Here is a 17,535-nt window from a genome sequence, read left to right on the forward strand (position 1 = left end):
ATTTGATTCCTTTGCTTAATGCTATCTAGGAAGTGAAGAAAGTGAAAGACCTTATAAATCATTTCACTCATTCGACTATTCCCCAGAGTCTTTAATTTAGTATTTTACAACCTTTCTGATTGTTGTTTTACCAGCCTTTTCAACTTTTACAAGATACATGCCTGCTGAAAGATCAGCACCTAACACCAATAGACCTTCTGCTGCACCAAATGCCACTGTATTACCAGTGAAGTTGATAATAGTATAATAAAACTGCCCCTCTGATGCAATAGTAAAATCAGTATTAAAAGGATTTGGATAAACTGATACCATCTCACCAGATTGAATATTATCAATGGATGTAATAGTACACTCTCTTTGATTTACAACAGGCACTTTTCCTGTTTTTCCACCCGAACAAACATTACAGACGTCTAAGGATGCTGTGCCGCCCCAGTCTCCATTACAATCTTTGGAGCAAGCTGTCATCCCTGTGCTACCGCCAACACAGGTCTGACAGTTGTCCAAATAAGCTTTTCCGCCATATTCGCCATGGCAATCTTTTACGCAGGCAAATTTACCAGTATTTCCGCCTACACAAATATTACAATTGTCTATAAGTGCAGTCCCACCAAAAACACCATTGCAATCTTTCACACAGGCTGTTTTGCCTGTTTTTCCTCCTACACAAACATCACAGTTGTCTTTGAAAGCTGTACCTCCAAAATCTCCGTTACAGTCTGCCACACATGGCTGTTTTTCGGTGGTTCCGCCAACACAGGTACTACAATTATCAAGATAGGCTGAGCCGCCTATTACTCCTGCACAATCCGGGGTTCCGGTTTCTGTATATACGATCCCCCTTCCCGCCGTGCTCATGTATACTCTTCCATATACATTCATATCTCCCAGCACCATTTTGGCATTGCCAGGTCCTCCGAACTCATGTTCGTTATCATTTACTCTTACCCAGGTAGCACCTTCATCTACTGAGCGGTAAACACCTATGACATTATTTATTGTTCCCCATATATAAATGGTAGGATAACTTTTACCCGGAGCTTCTTTACCCAGCCCTACTGCACCGCAATAAGTTACATTGTTAACTTTGGTAAATGTTTGTCCTGAATTAGTCGACCTAACCAGGCCATTCCAAAGTGGCACCCAGAGATGTCCTTCTTTGCCCGGAGCAGAGCGAATGACTCGGGATCCACCTGATCCTGCATTTCCTGAAGTACTGAAAGAAACACCACCATCTGTGCTTACCAGCATAGTACCGCTTGATTCATTGAAAGCGTAAAACTTTTTGGGATTTTCAGCATCGGCTACAGGAAAAGCTCCTGTTATGTTTATGCCCGAACATGCTGTCCATGAATTTCCATTGTCTGTAGATCTGTAAGTGGTGGAAGAATTCTCAGGACAAGCGAGGAATACTTTTCCATCTGCAGATATTGCTACACTACCCTTAACACCGCTTAGACCATTTTTATCACACTTCGTCCAGCTTCCACCTTGATTTGTAGAGTAATACATATCATTTCCAACACGTAGCATTACACTTGTATTTTTAGATGCAAATGCAATACCTGTCGTAGTACCAGTATTTGGAGTATGTCTGGAATAATATTTAGTAATATCCGTATGAACAAATCCATCATAATCACCTATTGCTGAAACCAGAGGTCCTCCAGGAATGCTCACCATGTCAAGAGGCACTGTTTCTTCAAGGCCATTTTGCATAAACTTCCATGTTGTCTTTGATGCATTGACATTTTCCGTCTTGAAAACACCATTTCCTGAAGTCACCCAGACTTTTGCTGTATTAAATGGGTCAAATTCAATAGATCCTGCCCAATGTATTGCCTGATTAGCAATCCACGGGCAACCATTTGCATCCAGTGTCATACCACCTGCAAAAAGATCTGTCCAGGATGTTCCACCATTTGTACTGAGAAAGATTCTATCTCCCCAGGCATTGTTATGAGGAAGGTATGTGTTGATAGTAGAAGCTACAAGCCTGTTTGAATTGTTAGGATCAACACAAATACCTGCAAAAGCTCTAGCGTAGCCTGAAGGTGTTACATTAGTCCATGTTCCTGTTTTAGTGTTGTATTTCCAGATTGCCCCATCATCCATAGGCTCGGGAGCGCTCCAGTGCCCGTGCGGTCCTGCTCCATTAGCATAAGTAATGAACAAGTTTCCATCAGCAGCGAGTACTGCTCTCTGAGGCATAAAGTCGGTAGGACCACCAGAAATAGCATTGAAAGTAGCCCCTCCATCTTTACTTACATATAAGTTAGTTCCTGTCCGGGAAACACCGGCAAAAATTGTTTTTGAAGCACTACCTTTAGTTCCACTTGCAGGATCGATCAGAACGAAACTGATACCATTATCATTAGGCGTGCTGGCAACATTTAAAGCACTCACTTTACTCCATGTAGCACCTGAATTAGTGCTTTTAAAAAGACCGTTTCTTCTGGTTCCACAAAAAAGTAAAGTACTTAAATTCGGATCTACAACCAGTTTTTCACCATTCTGACGTCCCATGCCATTGCCATGTGCTTTAAATTGAGCTGTGACTTCTGTTACTGAAAAAGTATTTCCATAGTCACTGGAACGAAGAATAGCTGTTTTACCTCCATTAAAATAATCTATCCCTACCAGCATATAAACCTTCTTAGAATCCTGAGGATCTATAGCCAGTGCTTCTACACCAAGATATCCTGTTTCACTATCAGAAACCCAATCCGTAAGAGGAATCCAAACATTTTTAACGGGATCCCATCTGTAAGCTCCACCCACATCTGTTCGTGCATACACTAAATTAGCTTCGGTTTTACTTGTGATAATACTTGATACAAACCCACCAGCTCCTATTGCAACATTTTTCCAGGTATTCGTAGCTTGAGCAATTGCAGATTGCTGAATCCACATTAAAAGCATTAAAATTGGTAATAAGAATAGTGTATTCTTCATGTATGATCCGATTTGTATTTTTCTTTTTGCGAAAAAATCAAACCTTATACGGAGTGGAAAATGAAATGTAAACAGTTGGATAAAAAAAAATTGAAAAAAATAAACAAATAACTAAATCAGATTTCAGCGTTGAAAGCTCAGATAAAATTCCACGGCATTGTCATCCAATATTGACGGGCTGTTTGTACCAGCCAAATAAGAAGCATAAAATGAGAAAGCGGAGTTTCCTACTTTTAAATTTTTTAACCCGACAATAAACGCAATGCCTCTTTTATATTTTAAATTTACACCTGCACTTGCCAAATCATAAATATCAAAAATCCCAGCTAGCTGAACATTATCAGTTCCTTTTTGCAATCTCGTATATAAATGGGGAGTAAAATCAAGAAAATGCGATATCTGAAAACTATATAACATATTGCAATTCCAATATCTGTCCAACTGAAACTCTTGATTTATAGGTTGAAGCTTATTCCTTAATATTTGCTGACCTGCAACTCCCAAATAAAGGCTTTTCCAACTATACCATATACCAGCACTTCCGTCCATAACAGTTGAACTTCCGCCAGCTCCAGCCTGAGAACCTCTGAAATTGTAATTCACTATTCCGAAAGCTGCTCCAGCTGACAATGAAGAATATTCCGAAAGATTTGTCCTCCAGGAATACCTTCCATAAAGCCTGCTTCTGTTTATAAAATCACCTTCTTTAAAATTTACAGCCTGCAATCCAATGAATTGAGATCGTCCATCTTTTTCTCTTATTTTAAAATCTGCGTCAGCATAAAGCTTACTTATCCCCTCAAAAAGCCCTGTTTGAGTTCTGTTTTCTCCCCTGATTTTAAATTTATAGCTTGTATCTTGAGCTGCAGGATTAAGTAAGTAATAATTATTAAAAAACTGATCGAAGAGATCCGGGACTTCTGATCGGGACTGGCCTCTGACAAAAGAAGGAGTAATAAAAATTACTAATATAATTAGTCTGAATCCGGACACAGGAATAATTTCTGTAATTTTTAACAGTTATTCTCGTAAAATTAAAAATAATAGCCGTGAAGCTAGTGTTTACTTTTTTATTTTCAAATCGTAGGATCAGGAAGTGTGAATAAAATAGATTCAAAAATTATAGAATGTATCCAACAGGGTGAAAATGACCCTGTACTTGCTTATCTTTATGAACATACTTTGAAAAAGGTCCGAAGATATGTTCTTCAGAATAATGGTTCTCAGGAAGAAGCAAGTGACATCTTTCAGGATGCAGTTGTAATATTTTTCAATCAGGTGAAGCAAAATAAATTTAACCAGCAATATGGAATTGATGGTTTTATTTTTTCTGTTTCCCGCAATCTTTGGATTGATAAGGTTAGAAGAGATAAGCGCATTCAGAGTAAAGACCTGAGCCTTATGGAAAGTGAATATTCCGATAACTCTGATCATCTTGGAGATTTAATTACAAAAGAAAAGTCTTCTGCAATGAGATTGGTATTTGAGAAACTAGATGAAAAATGCCAGAAAATCCTTCGCTTCTCTATATTTGAAAAATTAAGCATGAAGGAAATCAGTGAGAAGATGGGGTATGCAAGTGAAAATGTCGCTAAGACCAACAACTATAGGTGCAAGCAGTATTTGCAAAAACTAGTAAATGAAGATAAGAATCTTTTAAATTTATTAAAGCATTGAAAGAAGGAGTTGAATATTACTTTGAGATTGACCAATACCTCAGTGGGGAGCTGAGCAATGATGCTTTATTAAAATTCGAAAAAGCACTTGCTGAAGATCCTGCTCTGAGAGATGAGGTTGCCAATCAGAAGTTGCTTAATAAGATTGTTCTTGGTGCTGAACTGGACATTCTGAGAGATAGGATCAAAAAAGACATTAACAATCTAGATCAAAAAAATAACATCAAAAAATGGTTATTGGGAGGATCAATCCTCCTCCTTATTGGTGCAGCCACAATTTTTGGTATCTCAAGTAACAATGAATCAGAAAAGCCAAGATCTGTAAACAGTGTTGCAGAAACACAATTTGTTCAAAAAGCTGATCCATCTCAAAATAATGAAATACCAATAGATCCGAAAACTAAAAAGCCTGTAAATAAAGAGGTATGGAAAAACCCTCAAATCAGGAACTCTTCCGAAAGCCTTATAGATACGGTTCCTTTAGAAATAAAGAATGAGATTATATTACAAAAAGAAACAGTAACAATTACATCTGATTCATTAGCGATCCTAGCAACTCTCGATAAGAAATCAGACGCTTGCGCGGATGTAAATATTATTTTTAAACTTACCTCAGCAAGCTCTTGTATTGATGGTGCAACGGGAGAAGTTAAGGTTGAAGAAAAAAGCCTTAAAGGTGGCACGGGGCCATATTTCTTCGAATTGAATGGTAGCGGAAATTTTTCTTCCGAATCAAGTTACTCAAATCTAAGACCAGGTAGTTACACCGTCAAAGTCAGAGACCAGTCAGGTTGTTTAAAAGAGAAATCAATCCAGGTATCAGCAAAGGAATGTTATAAGAAGCAATCTTTCAGCTTTAGTCCGGAACTTGGTGAGACTTTGAAAATTTCTGTTTCTTCAGAAGAACCGGGAATACTTTCAATATACAATAGAGCAGGATTGCTTATATTTAAGACCAAAACAGGCCAGGGAGAAATAGTAGAATGGACAGGAACAGATATGACTGGCAATCTGGCACTAGCCGGATTATATGTTTATATAGTCGAATATGCTAATGGTGGGAAAGAAAACGGACAGATTACGGTATTAAAATGATTTTGAGTAACCTTCATATAAGAACGTTAAAGCTTAAAAGGGTTTTCCTTTTAATGGCTTTTGTTTTGATTGGCGTCAAAGTCAGTGCTCAGGATTTTGCTGAAATACCAGATCCCAATTTTAGGGCAAAGCTAGAGAAGGATTACTTTTCTCTGATGAAAAATGGCCTACTAGATATCAAAAAAGCTCAGGAATATATCGGGGAGTTGGATTTGCAATACTCAAACATCAAAGATGCTACCGGCATTTCTCACTTTCATAGTATTTATAGTCTAAAACTTAGCTATAATCAACTCACTACTATTCCCGATATATCGGGCCTTACAAACTTACGAAATCTATACCTGACTAATAATGTCATTATAGAGTTACCTGATCTTTATACTCTTGTTAATTTACAGGACCTTCAGGTTTACAATAACCAACTTAAGAAATTGCCGGCATTACCTGTTTCTAAAAATTTAAAAAACCTGTATTGTTCCAGTAATCAACTTTCAGAGCTACCGGATCTTTCAGGTTATGAAAATCTGGAAATACTTGTTGCCGGAAACAATCCGATGCCTATTTTTCAAAATGTATCCAACCTAAAAAATCTTAAACAATTACATTTAAATCATTTGGGGCTTGATACCATAATAGGTTTAAAAGATCTGAATTTCCTTGAAGTATTATTTATTCAAGGAAATAATCTCAAAGACTTGTCTGATCTTAAAACTAATACAACTCTGACAACCTATAATGTATCCAATAATAAGTTATCCAGTCTTCCTGATCTGCTAACAAAACCAAACCTGAATAATGTGGATATTTCTGATAATTATCTCACATTTGAAGATATCTTACCACTGAAAATTCATCCTCAGTTTAACAAATTTATTTATAGTCCTCAAAAGCCATTTATTATTGATCAGAGGCTTGAGTTGAAAGACAGCGCCAATTCCTTCAGTTATGACCCTAAGGTAGATGCAACACTTCCTGTAACTTATCAGTGGTTCAAAAATGGGGTTGCTGATATTAATATTAAATCATCCGATCTGACTTTATCTCCTCTAACTCTGGAACAGTCAGGTGAGTATTATCAGGAAATAAGATTGCAGACCCTTCCTTTTCTTGCACTTAAGAGTACTAAGTTGGTTCTAGACATAAAACCATGTATCGAATTATCATTTAAAACCTTAAATGTCATTTCGGAAGACTGCAAAGAGGGTATTTCAATAGAGTTGAATGGTGTTGAACATAATGGAGGAACCCCTCCTTTTCGTTTTGGCATCAAATCAGTCACAAAATCTGATACACTTACAATTGATAATTTCAGGTATAATAACCTGGAAGCTGGAATGTATAAGTTTACAGTTAGTGACCAGTTTAATTGTAATGGCTCAACATCTTTCACCCTTAAAAAACCTAAAGACTGTCAGGCAGTATTCAGTCCAAATGGTGATGGTTACATGGACTCTTATTTTATTGAGACTCCAGGCAAGATTAAAATTCTGGATTCCGGAAGAAATTTAATCAGAGAACTTGTTGCACCTGCAGTCTGGGACGGGACAAAAACAGATGGAACAATGGCAGATGCTGGTTATTATGCTATTGTTGTCAATGAAAACAAAGTAATCAATATTACTTTAATTCGTTAGGGTTGGAATTCATAATTCCAAAATATTTTACACTTGCCAGTATTTATAAAAAGCTATGCATTCTCTAAACATAGAATAAAAATCCCTCCACTCAAAAAAGTTTGCATGAGCACCATAAACATGAGCTGCTCCTACTTTCCTTAACAAATATTTAGTTCGGGAAATATGGTAGTATTGAGAAACAACAGTCACGCTATTCAAATGATGTCTCTTACTAATTATCAGATAATTATTAGCAGTCTTTAGAGTATTATATCCTTGATCATCTGCTATAATATTTCCAGCAGGAACTCCATGATCAACTAGATACTTTTTCATCTCTGTACCTTCATAATAGCCTTCTTTACCTAATCCACCTGATACAATAATGATCGAAGACGGATTTTCATGAAATAACTGAAGACCCTTATCCACACGAGCTTTCAATCTGGGAGAAAGTGTTCCATCTTCATTGACCTTATTACCAAGAATCAGAATACAATCCGCTTTTACATTATCATCCCAAAGCCCATCTGCAGCAATAAAAGACGACTGAATAAATAAGATAGAAATTATGGCAGTTACAACATATCTGAGAAATCGTTTCATCTATCAAAATAATCTGAACTCATTTACCAAAATCAAGTTTTACTTTCAACCTTTCAACAATCTCAAATACAGCAGGACAAACCTGTGTATTTTTTAGAGTAAGATTAAGTATCTGACGAAACCTTTTTCTGTTTGTATGTGGATATTCTCGGCAGGCTGTAGGCCTAGATTCATAAACAAGACAATAATTCTCTCCATCAAGGAAAGGACACGGAGCTGAATTCAGTACATAATCGTTATCTTCATCTAAATGCAAATATTGGTCTATAAATTCGGAAGGTTTTACTCTTAATTTTCTGGCTACCCTTTCTATATCTGCCTGATAAAATATAGGGCTTGTAGTCTTACAGCAATTGGCACAGGTAAGACAATCCACTTCTTCAAAAACATCTTCATGCACAGGATGCACGATTTTATCCAGATGATCCAGAGAAACTTTTCTCAGCTTATCAAAAAACTTTTTGTTAATTGCCTCTGCAACCTTTCCCTTTTCTTTAATTTCTTCTGGCTTAAACATTACTTAAATCAATGGTTCTTTGCCCTTCACTGCTTGCTTTTGCAAACTCAATCAGTTTAATTACATACAGCGCCTCTTCTGGCTTTACAAAAAGGTCACCTCCTTCCCTAATCACCTTTGCCAGATTCTTGTAGAAATAAGGGTAATTTCCTCTTTCTGAAGAGTATTCTGATTCTTCACAATCAGCATTTCTGATAAATCCAGGAGTAGGGACAGTTTCTTTTTCCCATGTCGCATCTCTGGGGAACAATCCTTTTTTTAGAGCTGCTTCCTGCGGATCCAGATCATAACGGAAGTAAGTTAATTTGGAACCTTCCACATAAAGCTGAGGTGTTTTTTCTTCCACCAGCATCCCTGCTTTTACGACTGCTTTGAATCCATTATATTGAAGACTGATCTCAAAGAAATCATCTACTACCGCATCAGGTCTTTGTCTTTCGATCTTTGCAGTTATAGACTGAGGCTTACCCCAAAGGTAAATAGTCTGATCAAGCAAATGAACACCCAGATCATACAACAGCCCCCCTCCTGGAGTTTCTTTCTCTCTCCAGGAATCTTTAATGGCAGGACGAAAACGATCAAAGTGCGCTTCATAGTGCCTGATTTTCCCAAATCCATTCTCCTCTTTTATCTTTTTAATTGTAAGTAAACCGGCATCAAGTCTTCTGTTTTGATAAACAGTAAGGATCTTTCCAGTCTCTTTGGAAATATTAATCAGTTGCTCAGCTTCTTTTGACGTAACTGTAATTGGTTTATCCACTACAACATGTTTACCCATTTCCATCGCTTCTTTTGCCATAGAAAAATGATATTCATTAGGAGTAGTTATAATAATTAATTCAATATCCGGGTCCTTAGTTAATTCTGTAAAAGCTCTGACCACCCTTACATCAGGAAACTTCACCTTTGATTGTTCTTTATGTCTTTCCTGAACACTGGTTAATTTAAATTGAGGTAAACTTGCGATAAAAGGCGCATGATAAAATTCACCTGCGGCCCCATATCCCGCTATTGCTGTCTTAATCTGTTCAGTTGACATATTTCAGATTTTCAAAATTTTGAATTCCACCCTTCGGTTTTTAGCACGGTTTTCATCAGAATCATTAGGTACCGCAGGCATTGTCTTACCAAAACCTCTGGCTACAAGTCTTTCAGCTATAATACCTTTTGATTTTAAATACCTAACAACTGATTCTGCTCTGTTTTGAGATAACTTATTGTTGTAATCATCACTTCCTTTGTCGTCTGTGTGTGCAGAAATTTCTACTACAAGAGTTTTATTTGCCTTCATGAGATCCACCACCCTGTCCAACTCAAAAAAAGAAGTTGTAGATAACGAAGCAGAATCAAACTCGAAGAAAATATTATTTAAAACAAAAGAAGTATTCTTTTTGAGAGGCTTCAATTTAATATTTTTTTCAAACTTTTGATACCTCTTCACAGAATCAGGTTTTAGAACCTCTGAATGAAAAGTATGACCTTTTGAACTTATGGAAAAGTCATAAGTCTTGCCTTCCTCTATGTATACTTGAAATTTCCCGGTAAGAGAGTCATTGGTAACTTCTGATACTTTTTCTTTGGTTTTAAAATTGTTAAGCTGAATGGTTGAAGCAATAGGCTTGTTGGTTTCTTCATCCTTAATAAAACCCTCTACAGAAATCACCTTTTCCGGTCTAAACTCACCAGGTAATTCCACTTTATAAATATCATCCTTATTATTACTCGAAGTAGATGAAAGATAAATTACATCTCCGGAAGCAGGTACAGAAATCAATTCATCGTCTTTTGATGTATTAATGAAATCCAATGGCACTGGCTTTGTCCATTTGCCATATTTAAGTTTGGACTCATAAAGATCGTATCCTCCTTTGCCTTCCGGTTTATATGATGAATAAATGAGAGTTTTACCATCTGCCATTATTCTCGGATATCCTTCACATCCGGTATTTATCGGATATGGCAATGGAACCGGGTTTATAAAAAATGCACCTTGTCGTGTAGCTGTAAAAAGTTTGCAGCACCTCTGGCCTGTTGAAGTATTCTTTTCTCCCGCTCTCATAAAATAGAGAATTTTGCCATCAGGAGATAAAGAAGGAAAGCCATCGTACCCGGCTGAATTAACAGGCTTTCCAAGATTTTTAGGAGCACTCCAGTTATTTCCAGTTCGTTTACTGTACCAAATATCAATCCCCCCCATACCACCTTTCATATTTGAAGTAAAGAACAATGTGGAGCCGTCATAGCTCAGACAAGGCCCACCTAAGAAATCATTTGGACCAACTACATTATTAATTGCTGCTATGTCTATCGGTTTTGACCAAACTCCTGGCTGTACCTGAGAGCTCATATACAATCTCCATCGACCGCCCTTATCGGATTCAAAAATTAATGTATTTCCGTCTGCACTAATGGTTGGAGCAAATTCAGAATTTTCAAGAGTATTTACAGGATTGCCCAGAGATTGCAGATTTGTATTCGCATGTTTTTGACCGAAGGCAACTAGGGAAATAAAGTTTAATACGAACAGAAATAGCTTTTTACTCATATAATATCAGTTTTCAGTATCAGGAAGGCCCTGTAACTTACTTTTTACGATCAAAAAGAAGAGATAAGCCATTCCGATTCCAAAAAACATACTAAAAATAAAATATTCCTGTCCTATAAAATTGAGTACCAAAACAATACCACTAAGCTCACCACAAATCCAAGCAAGAAAGCCAAATATTATCCATTGCAAGGATGATTGTCCTTTTTCTTTGGCAATTTTACCTAAGTTTTTGAGTAAGAAGTATAATGCAACTATTTCAATCATTCTGATACGTTTTCTCCCATCCGGAAGATTTTAATTCTTAATTATTGGGAGAACAAAATTATTCAATAATTTGAATTAACCTTCCTTGTTTTTCTTTTCCTTTCTAATCCTTATTAAAAGTGGCAGAACAAAGAGTAAAACAATGCCAAGGAGAATGACTTCAAGGTAGCTTTTCAAAAAAGGGAAAGTTTTACCCAGATAAAAACCAATCAGAAGAATTGAGTTTACATACAGTGTACAACCAATGGCCGTCAGGGAAAAAAAGCGCATGTAAGGCTGATCTATAGCGCCATTCATTAAAGGATTGACTGTTCTGATAATTGGAAAAAAGCGGCCCAGTATAATTGCGACCGGACCATGTTTTCTGTAGAATGCTTTAGCTCTTTCCAGGTAACTCCTTTTAAAAATAAAACTGTCTTCTCTGTTAAACAGATGCCTTCTGGTTTTCATCCCAATTGTATACCCTGTGAGATCTCCCGCAATGGAGGCCAATGTCAGAGTGATCATTAAAAGAGGCAGAGGCACATTAAGTACCTCAGTTCCGGATAAAAGGCCAGCTGTAAATAGAAGAGTTTCACCACCGGGGATTAATATGCCAATGAGCAAACCAGTCTCTATAAACACGAGTGCAAGAAGAATGGCAAATCCTCCAAATTCAATTATTGATTCAGGCCCCAAATTCTAAAAATTTATATGCAATACCCCTCTTGTAATTAACAATGGAGTGTCTGGTTAGTTAATATGTAAATAATCCAAAACAAAGAAATGGGAACAATAATAAGAACAATTGTTATAATTGCCTTAATTGGAGTATTGATTATCTTCCTTGCAGTGGCCGGTATTCTGGATGCAATCTTTTAAACAACTAAAAGCGTTGCACATCCTTTTTAAACCTGGAAATAATAGATCTCTCTTCAACTGAAGTTTCATTAAAAGCTTCTGCTACCCTTTCCATGAAACTAATGCATTTTGATTTCATACTTTGGGTAAAATCAAAATGAAACCTGTTTGCTTCCAGAGTATCTAAAGCATAATTGTAAGCTTCTTCCAAAGGTATATTAGCCTTCTCCAACTTATTGAACATTTGATCAATCCATTCAATATCACCGTCTCCCAGCTGAAATTCCTTTTGTGCTAAGTTTTTAATCGTTTCTTTTTCCTCTGATTGAATTGCACCATCAGCCTTTGCAATTGAGTAGGCCAGGCTTCCCATTGCGATGTGAATATTTTGTGTTGACATATAACTAGTTTTTGGGCCTTATATTAATTACTATATTAATCTGTTTTACTCTTGATTTGTTACATTTTTTCTTGAAATTCTACAGAAAATTACACACAAAAAAGGTGCCTGAATTTCTTCAGGCACCTTTAAAATTATATATATTATCAACTCTGTTATTTTTTTCCGAGAGCTTGTTTCGCCAATTTATTTTCAGGATCTAATTCCAACACTTTCGTCCAGTATTCATTGGATTTGGCTTTATCCTTGTTCACTGAATAGTAATAAGCCAGATACGCATAGGAATCAGTAATTTCTTTTTTATTTTTCTGAACATCTTCCTGAGTCAGTTCGATCACTTTTTCATAGTAAGGTTTGGCTTTTCCTTTGTCAGGTGCAGTATCTGCTGAATAATTGGCTCTGGCTCTCCAAAGATATCCTGTAGGAGATGCTGGAATCATTTCAACTATTTTAACAAAAGCAGAATCTGCAGCTGAATAGTTTTTGTCATAGTAATAAGATTTTCCAAGATTCAGGTAATCCTGTGCTGTTGGGGTGATTTTTGTAATTCTGGCTTCAAACATTTCTGCTGCCTTTCCATATTGCTTATTTGTAAAATACATCCCTGCAACTTCACTGATCAATTCAATTTTAGATGAGTCTTTTTCAACTGCTTTTATATAATTGATTATAGCTAATGAGTCATTGCCTGATTTTGAATAAATCTTACCCATATATTCATAATCAGTTCCTATAACCAGTTTGTCATTTGTTTTTTTCCAATATTCATTCATAGATTCTAAGCCTTTTGAAACATCACCTGTTTCATAATAACTGTATCCCAGAAGTCTGTAAAGTATTGGATTGGGGTAATCTTTTTTCTTTAGATTTTCAAATATATTTAAGGCATCTTTATAGTTTTCATTCAGGAAAAGGAAAGACGCATATCGAAAATCATTATCTGCATTTTTGTCTGTGTTTTCTACATAAACCTTATAGCTTGCAATGGCCTTTTGATATTGTTTGGCACGATAGTACAAGTCTCCGATCTGACGGTGAAACAGCACATAATCAGGATTTTTCTCAAGACCTTCATTATAATACTTTAACCCTTCATTATAATTTCTTGCCTTATTGTAAATATTACCCATCTTCAGATATGCCATAGGATAGCCAGGTTTGGCATTCAAAGCTTTCTTAAAATTTTCGATTGCTTTGGAACCATCATTTTTTGCAAGATAAGCATCCCCCATTAATGAATAGTAATATGGATTTTTATCATCCTTGCTTATTGCAGTTTGAAGCAAACCAATAGCTTTATCTGGATTTCTGTATTTTGGAGAATTGATATAAAACTCAGCAATGCCAGCCAATACTTTAGGGTCTTTTGATTTTGAAAGTACAAGGGCTTTTTCAAAATAGTTTTCCCCGGATTTATCATTTCCCTCATAAACAGATTTGCCAAGTGCAACATAATAAAGGGGGCTTTCATTTTTTGCCAAAGCCTGCTCTGCAACTACCTTTGCCGAGTCTGCATTTCCTGTCTGAAAATAAACATCAGAAAGCAGGTAAGCAATTTCAGGGTTCTTCTGATCCTTTTTACTTAGCTCCACCAAAGTTTTTTTGGCTTTTTCATACTGTTCCAGTTCAATACTTCTGGTAGCATCCTGAACTGTCTGAGCATTCACCATCAATGTTTGCATTAATGCAAAACCAGCTAAAATACCATTTCTCATTGCTAGTTAATTTTTATTCGTATTTAAACTCTATATCTCTTCCCGGCATCTTAGCCGGAACGATTCCTGTCTTAAGAATTATTTTCTGTCCGCGATCCCCCAGAATAAAAGAGGCGAATCCTGTTCTAAGGCCAGTTCGTGCTCCGCTATAAATCAGGTAAATATTTCTTTTCAGTGGATATGAACCATCGGCAATATTTCCCTGAAAGGGTAAAGAAAACTTTTCCTTGTCGTCTTCATATAGTCCTGCTACCTTGATTTGTTTATAATAATCATTAGAATCAATGTTATCGGCATCACTCAACCAAGAAACGCCAATGATTCCCATAGCATTTGAATGACCTTTTACATAATCTATAACTCCCGCAACAGAATCAGCAGAAAAAATTTCTATATTTTTGATATCCAGGCCTAAACTATCTTTAAGGAAAAACAAGTTTCCTGAATTGCTCTGGTCGGCAGCAATTACTATTTTACCTAATGGAAATGAGGGGCTGATATCTCTCCAGTTTTTTACCTTACCAGAGAGTATATCCCTGAGTTGATTAAGACTTAATAATGAATCAGGGAAATTTTTATTGAGGACAAAAGCTATTGCGTCTTTAGCCATTATATCCTGAATAACTTTGATTCCTTTTGCTTTAAAGGGAGATAATTCCTTATCGTTTAAGGGCCTCCCAACTACTATCATTTCGGTTTTACCCCTTAAAAAGGAATCTATTGCTGATCTTTCAGAAGTGAAGGATATATCAATTTTGGCGTTGGTATATATACCTTCAAAAGTATTTTTTTCAGGAAGAATGGCTGGTTTAAAAGAAGACTCTGAAAATATGTGAATCTTCCCCTTTACGGGAGTATCTTCCGGGACATCATTATCATTATTATTATTATTATTATTATTTTTCTCCTCCTGGCAGGAAAATGTCAGAATTAGCAAAATAAAGAGCTGATATATCCGAAAATTAGATTGCATTTTATTCTTCACGATCTTTAATAGCCCTGTATCCCCTGAACCCACCATAAAGGATAAGTAATGCACCCAGCCCTATATTCATCTGAGGACTTAACAACTGAATTGTTTGATGATAAACAATGAAGTAAATGCCTATTCCCACATAGAAAAAGGACATTAATAATTTGAAATAAAAAAACGCGTTCTGCACTACCTTATTGACTTTTAAACTTTAACTATTTTTCTTATAAAAAGATAATCCTTAATCAGACCTAAAGGGAAGCAAAATCTGATTAAGGAAATTTTGACAAGATTAATATTTTAATCCGGTAATTTAAAATGGATTGGTAAAACCTTTTTGATTCTCACAGGGACACCATTCTGCTTACCAGGAGTCCAAACCATCTTTTTAGTTACACGCTCTGCTTCTTCATCACAGCCATAACCTATACCTCTGATAGCCTTAACATCCGTAACAGTGCCATCAGTATTGATAACAAATTGGACGAATACCTTACCTTCAATACCATTATTCTGAGCTTTTGTAGGATATACTACGTTTTTTCTAAAAAACTCCTCCATGTTGCCTTTAAACTCTGGCATTTCAGGAACATATAATAGCGGTTCATTAGATGGAGCAGCCTCAACGATAGCATTGCCAGAGCCATTACCATCAGAAATCACATCATTCAGGTTGGCATCTCCATCCTGATCTACAGGACCAGGATTTACAATATCATCGTTTTTGGGAGGATCTTTAACTACCTGCTCATCTTTGGTTACCTCAGGCTCAAGAAATTCACTCATTGCAACTTTTGGGGGCTCCTCTGCAGGAGGCGGAGGTTCAACAGGAATTTCTTCTTCAGGTTTCTCATCCTTGACCTCCATCAATTCAAGATCAACTTCTTGTACTATTTCTTCTTGCTCCGCAGGCTTATATTTATTATAGATAAGAGGAGATACCAAACCTACAAAAAACACCACGGCTGAAATTACAACAGCAACAGTAACATAACGTCCATACTCCTTTCTTATAATAAAAGCACCGTATTCCTTGTTTCTGTTTTCAAAAACAATGTCATTAAGGGTGGCCTGGGAATTTATTTCTGTTTTCTTAACCGAAATCGTTTCCGTTTCTTCCAGGATGCTCATAATTCTTATTTTAGATGTTTATTCCGGATAAAACTAACTACCCTGAACTGTTTTGGTTAATTCAATATCCTTCGGAGAGATTTTACCAATTGCATAGTATTTTACTCCTGTGATATGGATTTCATCAAGAATGTCTACCATGTTTTTGTATTTGGAAGTATCCATCGCCTTAATTACTACTTTAAATTCCGGTATTGACTTGTTTTTCTGTAGTAATACTTTTCGTATTCCCTGATCCGAGAAATCCGTTGATTCTACTTGCGGATTAGTCAGCCCCATGAAATAAAAGACTTTGTTTTCTTCTCCCAATACCAGTGTCATTGTTTCGGATTCCTTATAATTGGTCTTTTTATTATCCTCCGTTTTCACTGGCATCTTTACCTCCATAATCTTCGGTTTATTGAAGGTAGTCGTAAGCATAAAGAATGTAATAAGTAAGAAAGCAAGATCCACCATAGGTGTCATGTCTATTTTTGTAGAAATCTTCTTACTCCTTTTTTTACCACCCTTACCACCACCCCCGCCGGTATTTACTTCTGCCATTTTAGGTTAGATTTTTATAGTACTAACTAATTTTAATTAATTGCTTTGGAGTAACGAACTACTGGGGTTTTGCCTCCATTGTAGTGATCAATTTGATTTTATTGATATTAAGGTCTTGTAGAATAGCAATAACCCTTGATATCACTTTGTAGTCAGTTTCTTTATCACCTTTCACAGCGACTTTCAGCTGTTTGTCAGCTCTGGCAGAATATAGAATCCAGTCTCTTAACTGATTATTGCTAGAGTCTATCGGAATGCCTGGTTGTTTCATTTCTGCTTCTTTTGAGCCCAACACCTTTTTAAGTTCGCTCACAGGTGATCCGAATGAAGACATCAAGATAAATTTCTTCTCTTCAGCAGGAGTAAATGTTACCCCATATTTAGAAGAGATGTTTTTTAAAACTTCTCTTTTAGCCTCCTGACCGTCCAAACCATAAAATACTCTTCCTTCTTTCCCTATAGAAATCGTCAGGATGTTGGCATCCGGAAGAATGCTTTCAGAAATTGAAGATGGCATATCTACAGCGATAGGCTCTTCCGGTTTGAACTTGGTTGTGAGCATGAAAAAGGTCAACAGCAGGAAGGCCATGTCACACATGGCTGTCATGTCCAGTGAAATGCTTTTTCTAGGAATTTTTACTTTTGGCATGATT

Annotated in this window: 18 protein-coding genes; 3 read left to right on the top strand and 15 right to left on the bottom strand. The window is 36.4% G+C overall.

From position 1 onward, the window contains the following. Positions 1 to 96 precede the first annotated feature (96 nt). Both MYP_RS19385 and MYP_RS19390 read right to left on the bottom strand, forming a co-directional pair. Entirely contained in the window at positions 97 to 2,955 is a 2,859-nt protein-coding gene (locus MYP_RS19385; RefSeq protein ID WP_081990608.1) for a T9SS type A sorting domain-containing protein, read from the bottom strand. Between the two features lie 123 nt (positions 2,956 to 3,078). Further along, complete coding sequence (locus MYP_RS19390) at positions 3,079 to 3,948, bottom strand: type IX secretion system membrane protein PorP/SprF (protein WP_052430366.1); 870 nt, start codon at positions 3,946 to 3,948, stop codon at positions 3,079 to 3,081. Between the two features lie 105 nt (positions 3,949 to 4,053). Here MYP_RS19390 and MYP_RS19395 point away from each other — a divergent pair, with 105 nt between their 5' ends. From MYP_RS19395 to MYP_RS19405, 3 genes are read left to right on the top strand one after another with little or no spacing between them, the layout of a single operon-like run. After that, the gene (locus MYP_RS19395) at positions 4,054 to 4,632 is read left to right on the top strand and encodes an RNA polymerase sigma factor (protein WP_045467236.1); all 579 of its coding nucleotides are present in this window, start codon (positions 4,054 to 4,056) and stop codon (positions 4,630 to 4,632) included. After that, positions 4,629 to 5,726 carry a gliding motility-associated C-terminal domain-containing protein gene (locus MYP_RS19400; RefSeq protein WP_045467239.1) on the top strand — a complete coding sequence of 366 codons (1,098 nt, stop codon included), beginning with the start codon at positions 4,629 to 4,631 and terminating at the stop codon, positions 5,724 to 5,726. Before MYP_RS19395 ends, MYP_RS19400 begins: the two co-directional genes overlap by 4 nt. Positions 5,727 to 5,779: 53 nt before the next feature. Then, positions 5,780 to 7,363, top strand: a complete 1,584-nt coding sequence (locus tag MYP_RS19405; RefSeq protein ID WP_045467241.1) for a hypothetical protein — start codon at positions 5,780 to 5,782, stop codon at positions 7,361 to 7,363. Between the two features lie 27 nt (positions 7,364 to 7,390). On the opposite strand, the gene MYP_RS19410 is transcribed toward MYP_RS19405, so the two are convergent. From MYP_RS19410 to MYP_RS19470, 13 genes are all read right to left on the bottom strand, one after another. Further along, a complete protein-coding gene (locus tag MYP_RS19410) occupies positions 7,391 to 7,951 on the bottom strand; it encodes a YdcF family protein (RefSeq protein WP_045467243.1) in 561 nt (186 codons plus the stop codon). A 19-nt stretch (positions 7,952 to 7,970) separates the two neighbouring features. Next, on the bottom strand, positions 7,971 to 8,468 hold the full coding sequence (locus MYP_RS19415; RefSeq protein ID WP_045467245.1) for a YkgJ family cysteine cluster protein: 498 nt from the start codon (positions 8,466 to 8,468) through the stop codon (positions 7,971 to 7,973). Further along, the gene (locus tag MYP_RS19420; RefSeq protein WP_045467246.1) at positions 8,461 to 9,507 is read right to left on the bottom strand and encodes a Gfo/Idh/MocA family oxidoreductase; all 1,047 of its coding nucleotides are present in this window, start codon (positions 9,505 to 9,507) and stop codon (positions 8,461 to 8,463) included. The genes MYP_RS19415 and MYP_RS19420 overlap by 8 nt, the downstream gene beginning before the upstream one ends. Positions 9,508 to 9,510: 3 nt before the next feature. Next, on the bottom strand, positions 9,511 to 11,013 hold the full coding sequence (locus tag MYP_RS19425) for an OmpA family protein (RefSeq protein ID WP_045467248.1): 1,503 nt from the start codon (positions 11,011 to 11,013) through the stop codon (positions 9,511 to 9,513). Positions 11,014 to 11,019: 6 nt separating this feature from the next. Next, on the bottom strand, positions 11,020 to 11,280 hold the full coding sequence (locus MYP_RS19430) for a hypothetical protein (RefSeq protein WP_045467250.1): 261 nt from the start codon (positions 11,278 to 11,280) through the stop codon (positions 11,020 to 11,022). A gap of 75 nt (positions 11,281 to 11,355) precedes the next feature. After that, positions 11,356 to 11,958, bottom strand: a complete 603-nt coding sequence (locus MYP_RS19435) for a DedA family protein (protein WP_045467252.1) — start codon at positions 11,956 to 11,958, stop codon at positions 11,356 to 11,358. A gap of 187 nt (positions 11,959 to 12,145) precedes the next feature. Continuing rightward, positions 12,146 to 12,520 carry a TerB family tellurite resistance protein gene (locus MYP_RS19440; RefSeq protein ID WP_045467254.1) on the bottom strand — a complete coding sequence of 125 codons (375 nt, stop codon included), beginning with the start codon at positions 12,518 to 12,520 and terminating at the stop codon, positions 12,146 to 12,148. Between the two features lie 155 nt (positions 12,521 to 12,675). Next, positions 12,676 to 14,235: a tetratricopeptide repeat protein gene (locus tag MYP_RS19445; protein ID WP_045467256.1), complete on the bottom strand. Its 1,560-nt coding sequence runs from the start codon at positions 14,233 to 14,235 to the stop codon at positions 12,676 to 12,678. 13 nt (positions 14,236 to 14,248) lie between these two features. Next, on the bottom strand, positions 14,249 to 15,208 hold the full coding sequence (locus MYP_RS19450) for a PstS family phosphate ABC transporter substrate-binding protein (protein ID WP_197060136.1): 960 nt from the start codon (positions 15,206 to 15,208) through the stop codon (positions 14,249 to 14,251). A 1-nt stretch (position 15,209) separates the two neighbouring features. After that, positions 15,210 to 15,365 (bottom strand): hypothetical protein, encoded by a 156-nt coding sequence (locus MYP_RS26430; RefSeq protein ID WP_197060137.1) that lies wholly within the window; start codon positions 15,363 to 15,365, stop codon positions 15,210 to 15,212. Between the two features lie 143 nt (positions 15,366 to 15,508). Continuing rightward, positions 15,509 to 16,339: an energy transducer TonB gene (locus tag MYP_RS19460; protein ID WP_045467263.1), complete on the bottom strand. Its 831-nt coding sequence runs from the start codon at positions 16,337 to 16,339 to the stop codon at positions 15,509 to 15,511. A 33-nt stretch (positions 16,340 to 16,372) separates the two neighbouring features. Next, positions 16,373 to 16,882, bottom strand: a complete 510-nt coding sequence (locus MYP_RS19465) for an ExbD/TolR family protein (protein ID WP_045467265.1) — start codon at positions 16,880 to 16,882, stop codon at positions 16,373 to 16,375. Between the two features lie 58 nt (positions 16,883 to 16,940). Continuing rightward, a complete protein-coding gene (locus tag MYP_RS19470) occupies positions 16,941 to 17,531 on the bottom strand; it encodes an ExbD/TolR family protein (RefSeq protein WP_045467267.1) in 591 nt (196 codons plus the stop codon). Between the last annotated feature and the right edge of the window lie 4 nt (positions 17,532 to 17,535).

This window comes from Sporocytophaga myxococcoides, assembly GCF_000775915.1.
GTDB lineage: Bacteria > Bacteroidota > Bacteroidia > Cytophagales > Cytophagaceae > Sporocytophaga > Sporocytophaga myxococcoides_A.